The sequence below is a fragment of the Rhizobium phaseoli genome (genome assembly GCF_010668805.1).
GTDB classification, from domain to species: Bacteria; Pseudomonadota; Alphaproteobacteria; order Rhizobiales; family Rhizobiaceae; genus Rhizobium; species Rhizobium phaseoli_A.
Map to the genome: position 1 here is coordinate 1 of NZ_WUFT01000011.1, position 20,118 is coordinate 20,118.

At 61.2% G+C, this 20,118-nt stretch carries 20 protein-coding genes; 6 read left to right on the forward strand and 14 right to left on the reverse strand.

Translation table 11 applies throughout. The features are described 5' to 3' along the window. From GR197_RS17950 to GR197_RS17965, 4 genes are all read right to left on the reverse strand, one after another. The coding region (locus tag GR197_RS17950; RefSeq protein WP_204330276.1) for a porin at nt 1-238 on the reverse strand (238 nt) is incomplete at its 3' end. Between the two features lie 667 nt (nt 239-905). After that, nucleotides 906-1,394, reverse strand: a complete 489-nt coding sequence (locus GR197_RS17955) for an Lrp/AsnC family transcriptional regulator (protein WP_007629545.1) — start codon at nt 1,392-1,394, stop codon at nt 906-908. A 69-nt stretch (nt 1,395-1,463) separates the two neighbouring features. Continuing rightward, nucleotides 1,464-2,096 (reverse strand): uracil-DNA glycosylase family protein, encoded by a 633-nt coding sequence (locus GR197_RS17960; RefSeq protein WP_164011867.1) that lies wholly within the window; start codon nt 2,094-2,096, stop codon nt 1,464-1,466. A 4-nt stretch (nt 2,097-2,100) separates the two neighbouring features. Next, complete coding sequence (locus GR197_RS17965) at nt 2,101-2,658, reverse strand: thermonuclease family protein (RefSeq protein WP_164011870.1); 558 nt, start codon at nt 2,656-2,658, stop codon at nt 2,101-2,103. Nucleotides 2,659-2,764: 106 nt separating this feature from the next. Here GR197_RS17965 and GR197_RS17970 point away from each other — a divergent pair, with 106 nt between their 5' ends. Then, nucleotides 2,765-4,300 (forward strand): sensor histidine kinase, encoded by a 1,536-nt coding sequence (locus tag GR197_RS17970; protein WP_164011872.1) that lies wholly within the window; start codon nt 2,765-2,767, stop codon nt 4,298-4,300. Nucleotide 4,301: 1 nt separating this feature from the next. Here the strand turns inward: GR197_RS17970 and GR197_RS17975 are convergent, their stop codons facing one another. Beyond that, nucleotides 4,302-4,685 (reverse strand): diacylglycerol kinase, encoded by a 384-nt coding sequence (locus GR197_RS17975; protein ID WP_164011874.1) that lies wholly within the window; start codon nt 4,683-4,685, stop codon nt 4,302-4,304. Between the two features lie 117 nt (nt 4,686-4,802). Then, the gene (gene cobT / locus GR197_RS17980; protein ID WP_164011876.1) at nt 4,803-5,819 is read right to left on the reverse strand and encodes a nicotinate-nucleotide--dimethylbenzimidazole phosphoribosyltransferase; all 1,017 of its coding nucleotides are present in this window, start codon (nt 5,817-5,819) and stop codon (nt 4,803-4,805) included. Nucleotides 5,820-6,019: 200 nt separating this feature from the next. Here cobT and GR197_RS17985 point away from each other — a divergent pair, with 200 nt between their 5' ends. The 5 genes from GR197_RS17985 (at nt 6,020) to GR197_RS18005 (ending at nt 9,391) form a co-directional block, all read left to right on the forward strand. After that, complete coding sequence (locus GR197_RS17985) at nt 6,020-6,802, forward strand: adenosylcobinamide-GDP ribazoletransferase (RefSeq protein WP_164011878.1); 783 nt, start codon at nt 6,020-6,022, stop codon at nt 6,800-6,802. An 18-nt stretch (nt 6,803-6,820) separates the two neighbouring features. After that, nucleotides 6,821-7,039, forward strand: coding sequence for a DUF1289 domain-containing protein (locus tag GR197_RS17990; protein ID WP_164011880.1), 219 nt, complete (start codon nt 6,821-6,823; stop codon nt 7,037-7,039). Further along, complete coding sequence (locus tag GR197_RS17995; protein WP_164011882.1) at nt 7,036-7,737, forward strand: TIGR02281 family clan AA aspartic protease; 702 nt, start codon at nt 7,036-7,038, stop codon at nt 7,735-7,737. Before GR197_RS17990 ends, GR197_RS17995 begins: the two co-directional genes overlap by 4 nt. Nucleotides 7,738-7,919: 182 nt before the next feature. Continuing rightward, complete coding sequence (locus tag GR197_RS18000; protein WP_164011884.1) at nt 7,920-8,357, forward strand: EamA family transporter; 438 nt, start codon at nt 7,920-7,922, stop codon at nt 8,355-8,357. Between the two features lie 110 nt (nt 8,358-8,467). After that, nucleotides 8,468-9,391 carry a LysR family transcriptional regulator gene (locus GR197_RS18005; protein WP_164011886.1) on the forward strand — a complete coding sequence of 308 codons (924 nt, stop codon included), beginning with the start codon at nt 8,468-8,470 and terminating at the stop codon, nt 9,389-9,391. Here GR197_RS18005 and GR197_RS18010 read toward each other — a convergent pair. From GR197_RS18010 to GR197_RS18045, 8 genes are all read right to left on the reverse strand, one after another. Continuing rightward, entirely contained in the window at nt 9,354-10,091 is a 738-nt protein-coding gene (locus GR197_RS18010) for an SDR family oxidoreductase (RefSeq protein ID WP_164011888.1), read from the reverse strand. The two genes, GR197_RS18005 and GR197_RS18010, sit on opposite strands and share 38 nt — an antisense overlap. A 110-nt stretch (nt 10,092-10,201) precedes the next feature. Next, nucleotides 10,202-10,963, reverse strand: coding sequence for an ABC transporter permease (locus tag GR197_RS18015; RefSeq protein WP_164011890.1), 762 nt, complete (start codon nt 10,961-10,963; stop codon nt 10,202-10,204). Next, the gene (locus tag GR197_RS18020; RefSeq protein WP_164011892.1) at nt 10,960-11,886 is read right to left on the reverse strand and encodes an ABC transporter ATP-binding protein; all 927 of its coding nucleotides are present in this window, start codon (nt 11,884-11,886) and stop codon (nt 10,960-10,962) included. Before GR197_RS18020 ends, GR197_RS18015 begins: the two co-directional genes overlap by 4 nt. A 508-nt stretch (nt 11,887-12,394) precedes the next feature. Next, entirely contained in the window at nt 12,395-14,008 is a 1,614-nt protein-coding gene (locus GR197_RS18025; RefSeq protein ID WP_164011894.1) for a glycoside hydrolase family 43 protein, read from the reverse strand. Nucleotides 14,009-14,272: 264 nt separating this feature from the next. Then, nucleotides 14,273-15,304, reverse strand: a complete 1,032-nt coding sequence (gene mgrA, locus GR197_RS18030; RefSeq protein WP_164011896.1) for an L-glyceraldehyde 3-phosphate reductase — start codon at nt 15,302-15,304, stop codon at nt 14,273-14,275. Nucleotides 15,305-15,504: 200 nt separating this feature from the next. Next, the gene (locus GR197_RS18035; protein ID WP_164011898.1) at nt 15,505-16,638 is read right to left on the reverse strand and encodes a Gfo/Idh/MocA family protein; all 1,134 of its coding nucleotides are present in this window, start codon (nt 16,636-16,638) and stop codon (nt 15,505-15,507) included. A gap of 8 nt (nt 16,639-16,646) precedes the next feature. Next, nucleotides 16,647-17,408: a sugar phosphate isomerase/epimerase family protein gene (locus GR197_RS18040; protein ID WP_164011900.1), complete on the reverse strand. Its 762-nt coding sequence runs from the start codon at nt 17,406-17,408 to the stop codon at nt 16,647-16,649. Between the two features lie 38 nt (nt 17,409-17,446). After that, nucleotides 17,447-19,906 carry a glycosyl hydrolase 2 galactose-binding domain-containing protein gene (locus GR197_RS18045; protein WP_164011902.1) on the reverse strand — a complete coding sequence of 820 codons (2,460 nt, stop codon included), beginning with the start codon at nt 19,904-19,906 and terminating at the stop codon, nt 17,447-17,449. Between the last annotated feature and the right edge of the window lie 212 nt (nt 19,907-20,118).

Below are 20,118 nucleotides of genomic sequence, written 5' to 3' on the forward strand. Positions count from 1 at the left end.
CGCGAGTGTCGGAATTGCCGACCCGATCGCCAACGTTGACCTGGAAACGGATGTAGCCTTCGATCTTGAGGCAGGTTTCGGTGCCCGGGATGTAGAAGTAGCCGGTGCCGTAAGCGTCGCAGACGCGAACGTATTCAACCGGTTCCGGCTCAGCAGCAACAATAGCGTCAGCTGCAAGAACCGGCGTCGATGCAGCAAATGCTGCTGCTGATGCAAGCAAAACCATTCTGATGTTCATTTACCAATCCATTTCTTTGTCGATCGGGGCTGGCTTCCAATCGGGTAGTCGATTTGAAGCCGGCCCAGTTTGAACAGCCATCTCGGCGTGCGGATCGATCGAACCGCCAAACCGTCATCACATACAAGGCCCTATCAGGCAATTCTCGATACACGCCGGATGGGTCCCCGACAGTGACTTTCACCGGAAACGTGATTTTTATACAACAATTCCAAATATTTAAACCACAGACATGCCAAACGGCTCCGCGACGGAAATCCTCCATCGCAAGCCGCAAACACTACACCCCATTTGTCAAATTCTCCACCACCGACCCCCGTCGGACATATTGGTGAAGTGTGCAACTCTACCGCCGGCTAATCAACACATACAAGGCAGCGGGCTAGAACATAGTGTCCTGAATTCGATACCAATGAGACAAAATGATGGCACAGCACTCCCTGATACCTTCAACGTAACTTCGTATTGGTTACCAGGCTATGTATTTTTCAGAACTGTGGCGCGATTCAAGCGTTTTTTCGCTATTTCCAGAGCTTTTCTGCAATCGCAACCACATTCTGCCCGGCGCAGCGTTTACCGGATCGGCGTGCTCGGCTGTGCTCGGATAGCCTGAGGCAGCCCAATCCCCCACGTGACAGGCGGGGCGGCTGCAGGCCGCACGGCGGATTCAATCCTCGTTGGATTTGGCATTGTCCAGAAGCATATAATCGAGCGGCAGCTGCGTCGAATACTTGATCTGCTCCATCGCAAAGGCGGAGGAGACGTCGCGAATCTCGATTTTGGCGATCATCCGCTTATAAAAAGCGTCATAGGCTGCGATATCGGGCACGACGACTCGCAAGAGATAGTCGACATCGCCGCTCATCCGGTAGAATTCGACCACTTCGGGAAATTCGGCAACCACCTCGGAAAAGCGCCGCAGCCATTCGATCGAATGGGTGGCAGTGCGAATCGACACGAAAACGGTGACCTTGGTGTTGACCTTTTCAGGATCAAGGATGGCGACCCGGCGCTTGATGACGCCGTCCTCTTCCATTTTCTGAATGCGCCGCCAGCATGGGGTCGTCGAAAGCCCGACTTTCTTGGCGAGATCGGCCACGGCAAGCGTCGAATCTTCTTGCAGCAGACGCAGTATTTTTCGGTCGAGGCGGTCCATGCGCACAACAGTCCTTTCGAATTATTTTCTTTGTATAACGCGATTCCGCGCGACGAAAAGAATTTTGTTTCAGGAAACCAGCATTTTCGTTCGATCCTGCAGGATCGGGAGCAATTCTGTCTCGAACCACGGATTGCGCTTCAGCCAGCCACTGTTGCGCCAGCTGGGATGTGGCAATGGCAGCACCGCCGGCGACCGGTTGGACAGAAGACTGTCGCGCCACGCCCGCACCGTCTCGGTCATATTGCCCTGTCTTTCCGCCCCCATATGCCAGGCCTGGGCATATTGGCCAATGACCAGCACCAGTTCGATCTGCGGCATCGCCGAGATCACCCGTCGTCGCCAGAATGGCGCGCATTCGCGACGCGGCGGCAGATCTCCGCCTTTGTCGTCATAGCCGGGAAAGCAGAAGCCCATCGGCACAATGGCGAATCGGTCACGGTCGTAGAAGCTTGCCCGGTCAACGCCGAGCCATGAACGCAACCGGTCGCCCGAAGCATCGTCAAACGGCAAGCCGCTCTCATGGACCCGAAGCCCGGGCGCCTGCCCGGCGATCAGGATGCGCGCGTTCGACGAGATCACCGCCACCGGCCGCGGCTCGTGCGGCAGCCGATATTCGAGGCCCTTCGCCGGCGTGTCACGACAGATGCGACAGGAAGCGATCTCCCGCCGCAGCATCTCCAGCTCGAATTCGTCGCTCATGGCTTCACTCCCACCCGACGATCCGCCTGATAAAGCGCAACGGGCCATCGAAACCGGAACCCTGGCGCGCATGATCGCGCACATCGCGCGGCCGCTCGAAAGTGCCGGCCCACAGGCCCGCCTTCGCGGCCTTCGCCTCGGTCTCCTCCCTGGCATATCCACCATAAGAGATGGCCATGCCCCGGCGCACCATGGCGGCATTGATGTCGCCGCCCGCCCCGCTCCGGCAAATGACAAGCAGCCTGTCATAGCGGTCGCGCCGGCTGCCCTGGCAGAGCGTTCCCGATGCCAGAACCATGCCCTGCAGCGCCTCGCGCGCCGCCCGACCGCAGGCCCAAGCCCTACCCGCCCGTTCGCAGCTCTGGTTGAGCTCCGGTGCATCGATGCCTTCCAGGCGCAAACGTTCGCCTCCTGAAGTCAGGCTATCGCCGTCGGCGGCATGGAAAGCGCCGGCATGCTCAATTTTTGCTGCATCGTTCAGCTTGGCGGCGATCAGCGCCACGAGCGCCAGCAGGGCAAAAGCGGTCAGGCCGTCGCGAATCAGGCGCAGGCTCCATGTCACGCTTTTGCCTCCTTAAAAAACAAATCCTTGGCAAAGATGGCAAACATCTTCTTAAGAATTGCCGGTTAAGCTCTTATCCACCCTGGGATGAAGTTTCAACGTGCACATGAGTACCGGCGTAAGCACATCGACCGACAAGATTATCGTCGACAGGTCGCGCAGCCACCGCAACAAGGCCGTTTCCAAGGCCGTGCGGCAGACGCGCGAACGTCTTCAGTCCGGCCATGCGTCCAATTCCTCCTTCGACCGTGACGTGCTGAAGATGTATGTGGCGTCGATGCTGCAGGGCGCGACGATCATGCCGCTCTTCGTCGTCATCATCACCGCGCTTGGCGTTTATTTCACCCAAGATACGCAATTGCTCTTCTGGGCGCTGCTGACGCTCACCTGTCACACCGGCAATATTCTGCTTGCGCGGCGTGCGAGCCGGCGGGAGATCACCCCCGAAAGCGCCCGCAAATGGCGGCGCCTGCTATTGTTCGGCCAATTCCTGCTCGGCTGCTGCTGGGCCATATTCGCGCTGCAGGGCTGCGACAGCTGCGAGCCGTCAAGCTTCACTCTTTATAAGGGTGCGACACTGCTGATCGCGCTCTCCGTCACGGCGATGTCGAATTTCATGCTGACGCCTGCCGTGCTCGCCGCCTTCGCGCCGGCGGTCCTGGCGCTCGCCGCCAAGAGCGGCCTGTCGCGCGACCTTCTCGAAATCAGCCTGACAGGGCTCTTCACCAGCACCCTCGTCTTCTTCAACTATATCAGCGACCGGCTGTTCAAGTCGAACCTCCGGATCCTCTCCTACCAGTCGGAGAAAGATGACCTCATTGCCGAGCTCGAGGTGGCGAAATCGATGTCGGATGAGGCTCGCCGCCGCGCCGAAGAGGCAAACCTCGCCAAGTCACGCTTCCTTGCCTCCATGTCACACGAACTCAGGACCCCGCTCAACGCCATCCTTGGTTTCTCCGAGGTGATGTCGGCCGAAGTCATGGGGCCGCTCGCCAATCCGACCTACAAGGAATATGCCGGCGATATCCACCGCTCCGGCCAGCATCTGCTTGATCTCATCAACGAGATTCTCGATCTCTCGCGCATCGAGGCCGGCAAGTACGAGCTGAGCGAAGAGGCGATCTCGCTCCTCGATATCACCGAGGATTGCATCGGCATGGTTCAGTTGCGCGCCCGCGCCAAGAACATCGCCATTTCGGATCAATTCGAACGGCAGCTGCCAGCCATCTGGGCAGACGAGAAGTCGATGCGCCAGGTGGTGCTCAACCTTCTCTCCAACGCCGTCAAGTTCACCCCACAGGGCGGCGAAATCCACGTCAAGGTCGGCTGGACGGCCGGCGGCGGACAGTACATCTCGATCAAGGATAACGGCCCAGGCATTCCGGAAGAAGAGATCCCCGTCGTCCTTTCGGCTTTCGGCCAGGGCTCGATCGCCATCAAGAGCGCCGAGCAGGGCACGGGTCTAGGCCTGCCAATCGTCCAGGCGATCCTTGCCAAGCATGACGGACAGTTCCTGCTGAAATCGAAGCTGCGCGAGGGCACCGAAGTGATCGCCATCCTGCCCGCCAGGCGCGTGCTCCAGAGCTTGCCGGCTGTGGAAGAAGCTCACGCCGTCGCGCGCAAACGCAAGAGTTTTGCCTGATTCAACCAAAAAACAGGTGCTTGCTGAGAACGAAGCCGAAATAGAGGCAGCAGGCGGCGATCATGCAGGTCACCGCGAAGGAGCCGAGATCCTTGGCATGTTTGCCGACGATCGAGATCTCCGGCGAAATCCGGTCGATCACCTCCTCGACGGCGGTATTCATCGCCTCCATCGAAAAGAGCCCGAGGAACAGAACCACCGCAACGACAATCTCGCCGGCAGTCGCCCCGACCAATGCGAGCGTCGCGATCGAAACGACGAAGAAACCGAGTTCCTGGCGGAAGGCTGCCTCTTTCAGCACACGCAGGAAGCCCGCCCAGGAATAGCCGGCGGCGGCGGTGAAATGTCGAAACCCGTTCTCTTTCGTCACCGCAGGCTTCGTCAAGGCGCCTCTCTCCTCTTGCAGACTGGGAAGACTTTGCCTTCCCTTGATGACCGATCCGCAGGTACCCAATCGATTTGGCGGGCGCAAGCAAACCCGCGTGCGGGTCGCCCACCCGCATCAATGCTTATTCGTCACACCCGCCTGGGCGAAGGTCGCCATGCCGGAATGGCAGGCGGCGGCGGCCTTGACGATCCCTGCGGCAAGCGCTGCCCCGGTGCCTTCGCCGAGCCGCATGCCGAGCGCCAGAAGCGGCGTCTTGCCGAGCATCTCGATCGAGCGCAAATGGCCGGGCTCGCCGGACACGTGGCCGATCAGGCAATGATCGAGCGCCGACGGGTTGGCGGCTTTCAGGATTGCCGCCGCCGCGGTCGCAACATAACCGTCGATCAGCACGGGAATGCGTTCCATGCGGGCGGCAAGAATGGCCCCGGCCATCGCCGCGATCTCGCGGCCGCCGAGCCGCCGCATGATCTCGAGCGGATCATCGAGGTGGTCGCCATGCAACGCCACCGCCTTTTCCACCGCCGCTATCTTGCGCTCGAGCATCTCGCCTGCCGAACCGGTGCCGGGCCCGACCCAGTCTCGCGCCGAACCGCCGTAAAGCGCATAGTTGATCGCCGCCGCAATCGTCGTATTGCCGATGCCCATTTCGCCGATGCAGAGCAGGTCGGTGCCGCCGGCAATCGCCTCCATGCCGAAGGCCATCGTCGCGGCGCAGTCACGCTCGGAAAGCGCTGCCTCTTCGGTGATATCGCCAGTGGGATAATCCAGCGCCAGATCGAAGACTTTCAGCCCGAGATCATAGGCGACACAGATCTGATTGATCGCAGCCCCTCCGGCCGCAAAGTTCTCGACCATCTGCTGCGTCACCGCTGGCGGAAACGGCGTAATTCCCTGCCTGGTGACGCCGTGATTACCGGCAAAGATCGCCACCAGCGGCCGGTTGACGGCAGGGGTGCGACCCGTCCAGGCGGCAAGCCAGAAGGCGATTTCCTCGAGCCGTCCGAGCGCGCCCGGCGGCTTGGTCAGTTGCGCGTCACGTTCGCGCGCCGCGACCAGCGCACGGGCATCCGGCCCCGGCAGGTCACGAAGCAGGGTACGGAAATCGTCGAACGGCAGGCCTGAAACGCTCATCTGTGCGGTTTTCCTATGAATCCGGGTATTCTTGTTTTCACGCAAACCACTTGTTTGCGTCGAGCAAATCAGCTTCTTTGCGGGTCGCAACTCTCTTAAAGCGGGCCGACGAGGCGAACAACTCCAAAAGCGCCCCGTGACCATAAGGTGCGACCATAAGCCGAGACCATAAGCCGAAACCTACGGCAGAACGAAGCAGAATGAACATCAAGGACCTTGCGGTCGATACCGCCCGCGCCGTCGCCTTCCTCAGCCGCATTCCGATGCCGCAATCGCTGTTCAAAGCCTATGACGGCAGACTCGGTAGGCTGGTGCGGGCTTTTCCCTTCGCCGGCATCGTCATCGGCTTCGTCCCCGCGCTTGCTCTCCTGCTGCTTTTGGGGCTGCATGCCGATCCGCTGATGGCGGCCCTGATCGCGCTTTCGATCCAGGTTCTCGCCACCGGCGCGCTGCACGAGGACGGGCTGGCCGATACGGCCGACGGCATTGGCGGCGGCAAGAGCCGCGAGCACAGCCTCGTCATCATGAAGGACAGCCGGATCGGCACCTATGGAGCGATAGCGCTGATCCTCTCCTTCGCGATCCGCGCCGCAGCACTTGCCGCCATCGCCCGCCACGCAACGCCGCTCACATCAGCCCTTGCCATTCCCGCCGTCGCGGCGCTTAGCCGCGGCGCCATCGCCTGGCACTGGCAGCGGTTGCCGCCGGCAAAAGCCGATGGCGTGGCCGCCTCGACCGGCCAGCCGGACGAGACGGCGATGCAGATTGCGCTCGCTTCGGCTGGCCTCGTTGCAGCGCTGCTGATCTGGCCTGCTTTCGGCCTGCGGCCGCTGGTCGCAAGCCTGCTTGCCACCGGCATCGCGGGGCTTGCCTTCACCGCCTTCATCCGCCGCAAGCTTGCCGGCCACACCGGCGACACGCTGGGCGCAATGCAGCAAATTTGCGAGATCGCCAGCCTTTGCGCCCTTGCCACGGCTCTTTGAAACTCCGATATATCGCTCATGCAAACACCCTGCATTCACCTCTGCTCCCTGGATTCAGCCACCGGATTTTGCGCCGGATGCGGCCGGACTCTTCGGGAAATCGGCAGCTGGGTGAGCTACTCCGACACCGAGAGAAGACGGATCATGGCGTTGCTGCCGGCAAGGCTTGCGGGCGCCGCCGCGGTGTCGAACCACGGGGAAACAGGCCTTTCCGGCCGGCCGGAGCGGCCTTTATGATCCGTTTGACCGTCTTCCTCGTCGTCATCGGCCTCGGCCTTGCCGTGCTGATCGTCAACAATGACAGCAGCCGGATCCTCGGCCTGCAGAGCGATGACTTCGGCCGTGTCGTCTACCTGCTGCCGATCGCGCTGATGCTGTCGGCCGGCATCTGGGCGAGCCGGCGCAGCATTGGCGAAACGATGCGCCAGATGATGATCTGGCTGGTGATCATCCTGGCGCTCGTCACGGTCTATCTCTATCGTCAGGAAGCACTCGGCGTCGGCAACCGGCTGCTCGCCGGCCTCGTTCCCGGCCGCGCCGTCGTCGTCACCACCAGCGAACGCGGCCAGGAGATCATCCTGCACAAGCTGCTGAACGGCCATTTCGAAGCCGATGTCGCTGTCAACGGCCAAACGATCCAGATGCTCGTCGATACCGGCGCCAGCATGGTGGCGCTGTCGCGCGAAGATGCCGAGCGGATCGGCATCGATCTCTCCCGCCTCACCTATTCCATGACCGTCATGACCGCCAATGGTCGCGGCCGCGCAGCCCCCGTCACGCTCGACCAGGTGGCGATCGGCCCGATCGTCCGCAACAATGTCGCAGCCAGCGTCGCCGAGGACGGCCGGCTCGACCAGAGTCTGCTCGGCATGAGCTTCCTGGAAACGCTGGGCTCGCTGCAGATGCAGACCGACGAGCTGCGCCTGCGCGACTAAGCCGCTGCGCTCACGATCTACCGTCGCCTCGGCTTTACGGCAGCGGTCGGATCTGTCACCTTTACGCGCAATAACAAGACCACAAAGAGCAAAAAGAAACTCCTAGTCTGGTGGCACCGCATGTTCGACCGGCATTCGCGTAAGGCGAAGGCCTTGATCCATGGGTGCGACAGGAGTTCGCGATGAATTCACTCTGGCCGATCGTCATCGGCGGTATTCTGCCCGCCATTTTCTGGGGTGTAACCGCCATCTTCCAAAAACAGAGTGCAGCTGCCGCCACCGGCTCAGCTGTCTATCTGATTGCCTTCGGCACCGCTTGCGCGCTTGCGGGCCTGGTCGCCGCGTTGATCTGGCGCCCGGCTCCCTGGACGGCTGAAGGTCTTGGTTTTGCCGCCACCGCGGGCGCCTGCTTCGCCGTCGGCACCGGTCTCATCAGCTTTGCACTCTTCGCTTACGGCGTCCCCGTCTCGAAACTCGCCCCGATCTGGAGCTGCAACGTGCTGGTAACGCTGGCAATCGGCGCCCTGTTTCTCGGCGAAGCCGCCGAGCTGAACCTAATGAAGCTCGGCGCCGGCACCCTCCTCATCATCTCAGGCGCCCTGCTGGTCAGCAGCGCCTGAGGGGCGCAACACAGACGAACCCTTCGTCGCCAAAATTCTCCTGCGTTGCAGCAGGTTCCGCTTTGTTGATATCCTGCGACAAGGCGGCTGCGCGCCCACCGGAGCTTCAGATGAATCCACGACAATTGAAGACATTCCTTGCAGCGATTCGGCATGAAAATCTCACCCGCGCCGCCGCCGAGGTCAATCTCGCCCAATCGAGCCTCAGCGACCAGATACAGGCGCTGGAGGAAGAACTCGGCGTCGAACTCCTCTTCCGCTCCCGCCAGGGCGTCGCCCCGACACCGGCAGGGGCAGCGCTGAAGGCCTATGCGGAGGAGATCCTGGCGCTGAATGATGAGGCGAAAGCCGCCGTCCGGGTTGCCGCCGGCCGCGCCGAAACATCAATCGCCTTGGGTACATTGGAAACGATAGCCGCCGAAAAGCTGGCACCCTGGCTCTCCCTCTTCGGTAGGCAGAACCCCGACCTCGGTCTCAAACTCAAGATCGGCGGCAGTGGCGAGCTTCGTGCGCAATTGCAGCACGGCTTGATCGACGTCGCCTTCACCTTCGATCGCGGCCAGCAGGACGAGCGCTTCGCGACGCGCCATATCTCCAGCGAGCCGCTGGTGTTGATCGCCGGCCGCGGCTCGCAGGCCCCAGCATTTGAAAGTCTCGCAGCGCTGAGCACGGCACCCTTCGTCGCGACCGAAACCGGCTGCGTTTATCGCTACCTTTTCGATACAGCCTTTGCCGAGGCGGGCGTGACTGCGCCGCTCATCGTAACGGAAGCTGACAGCATCGCGACGATAATCCGGCTCGTTGCATCCGGCGCCGGTTACGGTCTGGTCCCGCGACTTGCGGTCGGCCCGGCCGCTGCGCGCAGCGACGTCGTCGAACTGCCCTGGCCGGGCGCCCCCCCGACCGCCGCGCTGGTGATGATGTGGCGGCGCCGGCGCATTCAGCCAGAGGCGCTCACCCTCCTGCTGCAATCGGCCAGCGAACACCTTTCACCCGTCAGACCAGCCGATGCCCGCCTTCGACATGCAGGATAGTGCCTGTGCTGAAACCGTTACCGATCAGGAAGCGGATCGCATCGGCGATATCCTCCGGCTGGCCGACACGTCCGGCCGGCAGGCGCTGCGCCATCGCGTCGAGCGTTGCCTGCTTGGCGTCACCAGCAACAACGCTCCAGATCGGCGTATCCACCCATCCCGGCGACACGGCATTGATACGGATCGGTGCCAATTCGACGGCAAGCGCCCTGACCAGACCTTCAAGCGCCGCATTGACGGCGGCGACCACCGATCCGCGCGCCGCCGGCCGATAGGCCGCGATACCTGACGTAAAGGTGATCGATCCTGACGGCGGCAGATGGGCGGCGCCATATTTCGCCAGCAGCAGCGGCCCGTAGAACTTGCTCTCGACTACCCGTTGCGCTGCAGCAAGCTCGATCGACGGCAGCAACTGATAGGCGCCTTCTATATCGGCGGCCGTGCTGACGATATGATTGACCGGTTCACTATCCCGAAACAGCGCCGCGACCTCCTCCTCCCGCGATATATCGACGGCGCACGTCCCGAGTTTTGGATGGTCGTCGAGGTGGCGGCAAGCCGCCGCAAGCCTCTCTTTGCTGCGCCCAGCGATCGTCACCGACGCCCCCTCATCGAGCAGGCGCCTGGCAAGCGCCAGTCCCATTCCCGAACTGCCGCCGACGATCACCACATTCGCACCTTCGATCCTGATTTCAGTCATCTCGCATCTCCATTTGAATGGGAGAGCAGATGCCTCGGGTCGAAGCGGAAGACAAACGGGAGAAACCGATAGCATCATCGGCTTTCCCGATGATGCTATTCAGGAAGCGATCAATTGCGCAGCCGGTAGCCGGTCTTGAAGATCCAGCCGAGTGTTCCGAGGCAGGCCACCAGAAATACCGTGATCATCCCCAGGCTGATCGCCGGGTTGACATCGGCGATCCCGTAAAAGCTCCAGCGGAAACCGCTGACGAGATAGAGCACCGGATTGAGGTGGCTGACCGCCTGCCAGAAGGGCGGCAGCATATTGACCGAATAGAAGCTGCCGCCAAGGAAGGTCAACGGCGGCACGACCAGCATGGGAATGAGGTTCAGCTGTTCGAAATTGCCGGCCCAGATGCCGATCATGAAGCCGAACAGGCTGAAGGTGATTGCCGTCAGCAGGAAGAACAGGATCATCATGAAGGGATGTTCGATCCTGACATCGACGAAGAGATTGGCTGTCAGGAGGATGATGAAGCCGATGAGCATCCCCTTGGTCGCCGCCGCCCCGACATAACCGAGCAGGATTTCCGTCATCGCCACCGGCGCCGACAGCACCTCATAGATCGTGCCGGTGAATTTCGGGAAATAGATGCCGAAGGAGCCGTTGCTGATGCACTGGCCGAGCAACGTCAGCATGATCAGGCCCGGCGTGATGAAGGCGCCGTAGGACACGCCCTCCACCTCCTGGATGCGTGAGCCGACCGCAGCACCGAAGACGATGAAATAGAGCGAGGTCGAAATCACGGGCGAGATGACGCTTTGCAGCAGCGTGCGCCGCGTGCGCGCCATCTCGAAGAAATAGATCGATTTGATCGCCTCGACGTTCATTTGTCTGCTCCTACCAGCGCCACGAAGATGTCTTCGAGCGTGCTCTGCCGCGTCGAGAGATCCTTGAAATGGATATTGTTTTCGCCGAGCCGGGTCAGCAGCGTGGCGATGCTCTCCTGCTCGTTGTCGGCGTCGAAGTCGTAGGTCAGCCGGCTGCCGCCGGCTTCCAGCGTCAGTCCGTTGCCGGCAAAACATTCCGGGAGCCGCTCGAGCGGCTCGGTAAGATCGAGGATCAGCTGCTTGCGGCCGAGCTTGGCCATCAGCGCCGCTTTGTCTTCGACGAGCAGCAATTGTCCGCCATTGATCACACCGACGCGGTCGGCGATCTCCTCGGCCTCCTCGATATAATGGGTGGTCAGGATGATGGTGACGCCGGAGGCCCGAAGCTCCTGAACGACATTCCACATATCCTTGCGCAGCGTCACGTCGACACCGGCTGTGGGTTCATCGAGGAAGAGAATATCCGGCTCATGCGAAAGCGCCTTGGCGATCAACACCCGCCGCTTCATGCCGCCTGACAGCTGACGCAGCATGTTGTCCTTCTTGTCCCAGAGCGAAAGCGCGCGCAGCACTTTCTCGATATGAGCGGGATTGGCTTTCTTGCCGTGCAGCCCGCGCGAAAAGCTGACCGTATTGAACACCGTCTCAAATTGATCGGTGGTCAGTTCCTGCGGCACCAGCCCGATCATTCCGCGGGTGGCGCGGAAATCCTTCACGACATCGTTGCCGGCGACCAGCACTTTGCCGCCGCTCGGATTGGCGATGCCGCAGATGATCGAAATCAACGTCGTCTTGCCCGCGCCGTTTGGCCCGAGCAATGCCAGGATCTCACCCTTCTCGACGTCGAGGTTGATGCCTTTCAGGGCCTCGAACCCATTGGCGTAGGTCTTGGTGAGATTCTGAACGGAAATAATGGGGGCCATGCGATACTCTTGCGGATTCTTAAGTGTTACTTCGGCCCGCTATATAGGCCCTTCATGACGCTTTGACATCCTTGAAGACGTGAACACAGCATTCGCGCCCCGCTAACACCACGGCCGTTGACGCAGCCGGCCGGCTGACACAGCCAGCATCGGGTCTTTGCCACGCGCTGCTCCCTTCGGCGAAAAGAAAGGCCGCAGCCGGTTTCGGATGTCATCATCCGGTGATCTTCATGTTCGATAAGAAAGCCGAGGCCAGCACCGGCATCCGCCCCGCCGCCCACCCCTTTGCGGAGCCGTCTCCGGGTGTTCTCGTTGCACCCTTTTTCCGCTGCCTCGGCATGTAGTGAAAGTTATTGTTCAGTCACGAAGTGCTTGGAACCGGCGAGCATCCCCTGTTCAGCCGCGTTCGTCTTAGCCGGCCCCGCGCCGGCTTTCTTTTTTTGGGCTGGGGCGTAGGCCAAAGGCCGGAGCCTCGAAAGACGAGGGCGGGTGCAGCGGCGGTTCCCCCTCACAACTCGTCATAATTGAACCAGTCGAAATCCGCGACCTTCCCTCGCCCTGACGTATCGAAAGCAAACACACCGGCGAAAGCGCCGGTGAACGAGCCGTGTTCGCCGCGTCCGCCTTCGTCGGAAATCACGCCGGCGTCGAGGACCGGGCCGATCGGCTGCCAGGCGCCCTTGCCTTCGGTCTGCCAGAAGAATTGCAGGTCGTTCTCGCGGATTTCCATGGCGAGCTGGACGCGGCCCTCGGCAGCAATCGCCACACCGCCTTCGGCGGGGAAGCTCAGGCGTCCGTTCGGATAGTCGCCGTTGCAGGAGAGGATTGTCACGCAACGGCCGAGTGTCTCGTGCAGCGTTACCGCGACGGCGTGAAATTTATGGCGGTTATAGTAGTGCGTCAGCCCTGCCACCTGCTGATAGGTGTCGGGCGAGAATTCGACCACGGTCTCGGCGCGGAAGCTGTGATGCTCCTGTCGGCGGGCGACCAGCGACTGCTCGAACCAGGAGCCGATGCTTTCGCGCCCAATCAGCCTGAGATGGCCGGGGCGGTCCGTCAGATTGAAGATGCGCGCGGGCTCGGGCGTGCGCAGCCACTGGAAATCGGCCGGCAGCGCGCCGCCGTCAAAGCTGTATTCGCTGCGCATCGGTTTTTCCGCAGGCATGGCATTAAAGAGACCCGGCACATCGACATCGGGCACTGAGGTGCCATTTTCGAGATAGAGCCAGTCGTCGTCGCGCCAGACGCATTTCTGTAAGCTCGTCTCTCGCCCCAGCGTGCAGCGCCGCTTCGGCGGCAGCGGCCGGCCGCAAAGATGGGTGTGATAGGCCTCACCGTCTGATGTCTCGACATATTGGCCATGCCCTGCCCGCTGCAGCACCGCGCCGGGATGGTCCTTGGAGGTGATGAGATGCATGTTCGGATGCATCTCATAGGGTCCGTCGATGTTGCGCGAGCGCGCCATGGTGACGGCGTGGTCGTAACCGGTGCCACCCTCGGCGGTGGTCAGATAATACCAGCCGTTCTTCTTGAAGAGATGCGGGCCCTCGACGAGGCCGAGCGGGCTGCCGGCAAAGATGTTTTTGAGCGGCCCTTTCAGCACCTTTGTCGCCGGGTCCCATTCCTGCAGCAGGATGCCATCGAAGGCCGGCGATTTTGGCGAACCGCCATAGCTCTCGGTGCGGTGGTTCCACTGCATGTTGAGGAACCACTTGCGGCCGTCGTCATCATGGAACAGCGAGGGATCGAAGCCGGAGGAATTGACATAGACGGGATCGGACCATTCGGCCTCGATCGAGGGCGCCGTGACAATGTAGTTCGGCGCATCCTTGAAACTGCCGTCGAAACGCTTGACGTCGGTATAGACCAGCCAGAACTGCCCGTCGGCGTAGGAAAGACAGGGCGCCCAGATGCCGCAGCTGTCGGGATTGCCGCGCATGTCGAGCTGCGATCGGCGCTCGAGCGGCCGGCGCACCAGCGTCCAGTTCACCAGGTCGCGCGAATGATGGATCTGCACGCCGGGATACCATTCGAAGGTCGAGGTGGCGATGTAATAATCCGCGCCGACGCGGCAGATCGACGGATCGGGGTTGAACCCGGGCAGGATGGGATTGCGGATCATAGGTGCGGCCTCCTCCTAGACTATTGCTGTGGTACGTACGTCAGATGAAGGCGGTTATCTCGCCTCCCCACCCTCATTCCTGTGCTCGTCACAGGAATCCAACCGCCGCGCGTCTGCGCGGCGAGAAGAGTTTTTCCAACCCAAGGACTTGGGCTGGCTGGATCTCTGTGACATCCCTCGGGCGAAGCCCTGAGAACACAGAGATGAGGGAGGGTGTGGCAAAAGACTGCCCGAACTCCGGGTCTTAAATTACCTCGACCTGCCCTATTCCCGCTCCGCCGACTTCGCCCACAGATTGATATCCGCCTCACGGGCATAAACATCGATCTCCGCGAGCTCCTCAGCCGTGAATTCCAGATTATCCAGCGCCTTGACGCAATCGACGATCTGCGACGAGCGGCTGGCGCCGATCAGCGCCGAGGTCACGCGTCCCCCGCGCAGCACCCAGGCGATCGCCATTTGCGCCAGCGTCTGGCTGCGCCTTTCGGCGATCCCGTTGAGCTTGCGAATATTGTCGATGATCGAAGGGCGAATGAAATCGCGCTTCAGGAAATGGTTTTGCGCAGCGCGACTGTCTTCGGGAATGCCACCGAGATATTTCGTCGTCAGCATGCCCTGGGCGAGCGGCGAGAACACGATCGAGCCCATGCCGACCTCATCGAGCGTATCGAGCAGCCTGTCGTCCTCGACCCAGCGATTGAGCATCGAATAGCTCGGCTGATGGATCAGGCACGGCGTGCCGAGATCCTTGAGGATCGCGGCGGCTTCGCGCGACCGCTGCGAATTATAGGAGGAGATGCCGACATAGAGCGCCCGGCCGGAGCGAACAATGTAATCGAGCGCGCCGCAGGTTTCTTCGAGCGGCGTTTCCGGGTCGAAGCGGTGCGAATAGAAGATATCGACATAGTCGAGGCCCATGCGCTTCAGGCTCTGGTCGCAGGAGGCGATCAGGTATTTTCGGCTGCCCCACTCGCCATAGGGTCCCGGCCACATGTCGTAACCGGCCTTGGAGGAGATGATCAGTTCGTCGCGAAGCCCGGAAAATTCGGTGCGCAGGATCTCGCCGAAAGCAGTCTCGGCGCTGCCGGGAGGCGGACCGTAATTGTTGGCGAGATCGAAGTGGGTAATGCCGAGATCGAAGGCGGTGCGGCACATGTCGATCTTTCGGTCATGCGACGTGTCGCCGCCGAAATTGTGCCATAGGCCGAGCGAGACGGCCGGCAGCTTCAGGCCGGAACGGCCCGTGCGGTTATATTTCATTTTCGAATAACGGTCTGCGGCTGGTTGCCAGCTCATAAAACTCTCCTGCAAAAATATCGGTCTTGATGTTCCGCGAGTGCCTGCTTCATACACCATAGGCGATTTTGGCGAACACCCTGTACTTTCGTCACGCTCGGCCGCATGCCGAACATCTACCGCGCTGTTTGCAGATCCTCGGCACAAGGCCGAGGATGACGAGTTGGACGGGCGCCCGGCAGACCCCGGGCATCACCCTATCACTTCAACAACGCCTGCGCCTCTTCGATACCGAGCGCGGCCGGCTGGGTGCAGGTCGTGCTCAGGTCGATGAAACGGCCTTCCTCGCCCGATTTCAGGATCGAGGTCATAACGTCGACGCCGTGCAGCGTGCGGTCGAGCGAGCAGCGTGCGTCGCGGCCCGCAATCAGCGCCATCGCCATGTCGGCAAGACCGGCAGTGCGGTAATTGGCGCGCGATCCGTTCGGGCTTTCCTGGTTGATCTTGCCGAACGGATGCTCCCAGGCGTCGAGCGGCTTGATCTCCTTGTCGCGGCCGCTTGCCTCGACGACACCGCCGAAGAAGTTCGGGTCCGGCACGTAGAGCGAGCCGTCGGTGCCGTAGAGCTCCATGTTGGCATGGCGATGCGACCAGACATCCCAGCTCGCCGTCAACGTCACGGTGGCGCCGTTGACGAATTCGAGCAGCGCCTGGATCGTCGTCGGCGTCTTGACCGGGATGATCTCGCCGTTGCGCGGCTGGCTGGTGATGGTGCGGGTCGGCGACGCCATCGAGGTCATGCTGCCGACACGTTTGACCGGGCCGATCAGGTTGATCAGGTTGGCAATGTAATAAGGCCCGAGATCGAGGATCGGGCCGCCGCCCGGCAGGAAGAAGAAATCCGGGTTCGGATGCCACATCTCCATGCCGGGGCTCATCACGTAGCAGGCGCCCGACGTCACCCGGCCGATACCGCCGTCGTCGATGAACTTGCGGGCGAGCTGATGGGCGCCGCCGAGGAAAGTGTCGGGCGCGCAGCCGACCGCAAGGTTCTTTGCCTTGGCGATGCGGCGAAGCTCTTCGCCCTCTTCGAGCGAAAGCACCAGCGGCTTTTCGGAATAGACGTGTTTTCCGGCCTCGATGATCGCCTTCGACACTCGGAAATGCGCATCCGGGATCGTCAGGTTGACGACGACGTCAATCTCGTCATTGGCAAGAAGCGCGTCGATCGTCTGCGCTTTGATGCCATATTCCTTGGCGCGCGCCTCGGCCGCCTGGACGTTGATATCGGCGCAAGCGAGCACCTTCAGCCCCTTGAAGAGCGGTGCCAGCGAAAAGTAGGTGGTGGAGATGTTGCCGCATCCGATGATGCCGACGCCAAGTTCCCTGGTCATGATGTGCCTCAATAAGTCTGGAAGGATGCAATCGAGCGGCTGATATTGCGGTCGATATCTTTCGGGTTGTCATGTTCGACGACGAAGTGCTTGGCCTTGGTGGCGCGCAACGCCGTCATCAGCTTCGCCCACTCGACCTTGCCGTGGCCGACATCGGCCCAGCCGTCTTCATCCGTCGCTTCGCCGGCCGGCGCGATGTCCTTGACATGCACGGCGGTGATCCGCGGTCCGAGCTTTTCAACCCAGGCGAAAGGATCGGCGCCGCCGCGGATGACCCAAGCGATGTCGGCTTCCCAGGAAATGTCAGGCGCGCCTTCGAAGATGCGCTCGATCGGCCGCGAGCCATCCTGCAGCTTAAAGAATTCGAAGTCATGATTGTGCCAGCCGAATTCATAGCCGGCATCCTTGTAGGGCTTGCTCATCTCCTGCAGGCGCTTGCCGAAGGCGACCCAGCCGTCGGCATCGGTGGGGCGCTGGTCAGCGGCCAGATGCGGCGCATAGATCGAATCCATGCCGAGAGTCTTGGCAATGTTCAGCGACTTCTGCACGTCCTTCTCCAGGAAATCGGGGCTGAAATGACCGGTCGCCATGACCAGGCCGTTCTTGTCGAGATCGGCGCGAAGGCTCTTCAGGCCGGCATCGTCGAGATCGGCATAGATGCCGCCGAAGCCCTCGACCTCGGCATAACCTGCCTTGCCAAGCTTTTCGAAAATAGCCGAATACGGCTGGAAGTTGCGGGCGCTATAAAGCTGGTAGCTGAGTTTCGTCATCATGTTCTCCTTGGGCCTCGTGCCCATTCTTGCAAAGATCAATCCGCCGACTGGCAGGAATGCAGGTCATACAACCGGAACTCCGGAAACGCGCCGCGATCGAGCGGCCGTGCCGGAATAAAGGTGATGCGGCGGCTTTCACCGGCCGCAAGATCGAAGGCGTTGTCGGAATATTTGCCGTCGGTCTCCGTCTCGATCATCACGAAGAGCGCAAGTCCCCTGGCGGTGACGTTGATATCGATCGCGCCACTCTCCTCGACATAGTCGTGGGTGACCGTCAGGCCCGAAGGCTCCAATTCCAGCGCCTTATAGGTGCCGTTGACATAATGTCCCTCGCCGCCCATGCCGTTCGACGCGGTGAAATGCCAGGCAAGCAGCGTGTCGGCGGGAATGTCGGAGACGTCGATGCTCGCCGCCGTCACCGCCGCATCCGGCGAGCACACGGCTTGCACGTCTTTCAGGTGCAGGCGTTCGCCCTTCATCGTCAGAGCCGAGATCGAAAGATCGATACTGACATCAGCAAGCGTGTCGTTGACCAGCGAGAAGCGGATCGTCTTGCCGTCCTCGGAAGGAATGGCGGCGACCGCGACCGGCTGAAAGAAGCGCTTGACGAGATAATGCATCGCCTTCCAGCGGCCGCCATAGTCGAGGCTCGACCACGAGGCGACCGGCCAGGTGTCGTTGAGCTGCCAGTAGATCGTGCCCATGCAATGGGGTTTGAGCGAGCGCCAATATTCCACCGCCGTCTTGATCGCCAACCCCTGCTGGATCTGCGAGAGATAGACGAAGTTCGGAAAATCCTTGGGGAAACGGAAATAGCGGAACATCGTGCCGGCGATGCGTTCATTGCCGCCGGCATTCTTCTGGTGCAGCTCCATCACCGGGGAAGCGACGTTCATGTCCTTCTCCTCGGCATAGGTCTTGATGACGGGCAGCGAGGTATAGGACTGGAAGCCGAATTCCGAGCAGAAGCGCGGCCGCACCGAACGATAATTGTCGAACGACTTGTTCTCGTGCCAGACCGACCAGTAATGCATGTCGCCGGAGCCATCGGCATGCCAGGCATCGCCGAAATCGAGATAGCCCGAAGCCGGGCTCGACGGCCACCAGAGCGCGCCGGGCAGCGCCTTTTTCACCGCCTGCTCGATCGTGCGGTTAAGACGGTCGTAGGAGACGAGATAGCGGTCGCGGTCTTTCCGCGATTCCTCGAACCAGGTGAGCGCTCCCACAAGCTCGTTGTCGCCGCACCAAAGCACGATCGAGGGATGCGAGGAGAGCCGCCGCACCTGGTAAGCGACCTCGATCGTCACATTGTCGAGGAAATCGTCGGTCGAGGGGTAAAGATTGCAGGCGAACATGAAGTCCTGCCAGACCATCAGGCCCAGACGGTCGCAGAGATCGTAGAAATGATCCTGCTCGTAGAAGCCGCCCCCCCAGACGCGGATCATGTTCATGTTGGCGGCCTTGGCCGATTGCAACAGGTCCTCGGTCTTTCCCGGCGAAGAGAGCGAAAACAGCGCGTCGGCCGGAATCCAGTTGGCGCCGCGGCAGAAGATTTCGCGGCCGTTGACCTTGAAGGCGAAGCGGCTGCCGGATGCATCCGGCGTGGTGATCAGCTCGATGGTGCGAAGGCCGATCTGCTTCGTCACCTCATCGGTCGGCAATTCGACGGACAGGCTGTAGAGCGCCTGCTCGCCGCTGCCCGATGGCCACCATAGGCGCGGATTGTCGATATGGAAGAGATGGTTGACATGGGTCTCGCCATGGACCCCGACATCGAGCCGCACGCGCTCGCCATCGAGATCGAAATAGACCTGGGCAACGCTTGGCCTCTTGGAATAGAGCGTCGCGGTCACCGTCAAATCGACTGAACCGTCGAAATTATGAGTTTGGCGGGTGACCACATGTTCGATGCGCGCGGTCTCGAGTTTTTTCAGCGCGATCGTGCCGTAGAGGCCGAACGGCGCAATGGCAATATTCCAGTCCCAGCCGAAATGGCATTGCGGCTTGCGCAGCATGTTGCCGTCCGGGATCGGCGAATTGCCCGTGCTGTAGGGAATATAGAAAGGCTGCTTCTTCTGACGTTCCGCGCCCACAGCAGGGTTGGAGGCGAAGACGATACGGATGACGTTATCGCCGGATTTCAGCATGCTGGAAACATCGGGCCGGTAGCGGCGGAAGCTGTTGTCGGCTTCGAGCGCCAGAAAGCCATTGACGTAGACGCTGGCGACCGTGTCGAGATAATCGATATCGAGATACCAATCGCCCTCGACCTCCGGAAGCGGAAAGCTGCGCTCGACCGCCCATTCACGCGTCGCAACCCACTGCACCTTTTCCTCGTTGCGGCCGAAATAGGGATCGGGGATCAGGCTCGCGCGGTGGAGCGCCGTATGCACGTCGCCCGGCAGGATGATCGCGGCGCGAATCTCGCCGTCGACGGAGGCGAGCTGCCACGAACCGGAAAGGTCGATGTTGGAGGTGGTCGATTGTTGCGTCACGATATCGTTTCCGATTTTGAAAAGGATTGTGGTCTTGAAGGAAGGGCAAATGTCACCGTTCGGCGGCCTTCACCTAGTCGTTCGTCAGAGACGTTTCGTTTTTCTCCTCATCCGCCCACCCCGCTCTCCGTCATCCTCGGGCTTGACCCGAGGATCTACACCGCATCCACCTGCGGCAGCGGGCATGGATCCTCGGGTCAAGCCCGAGGATG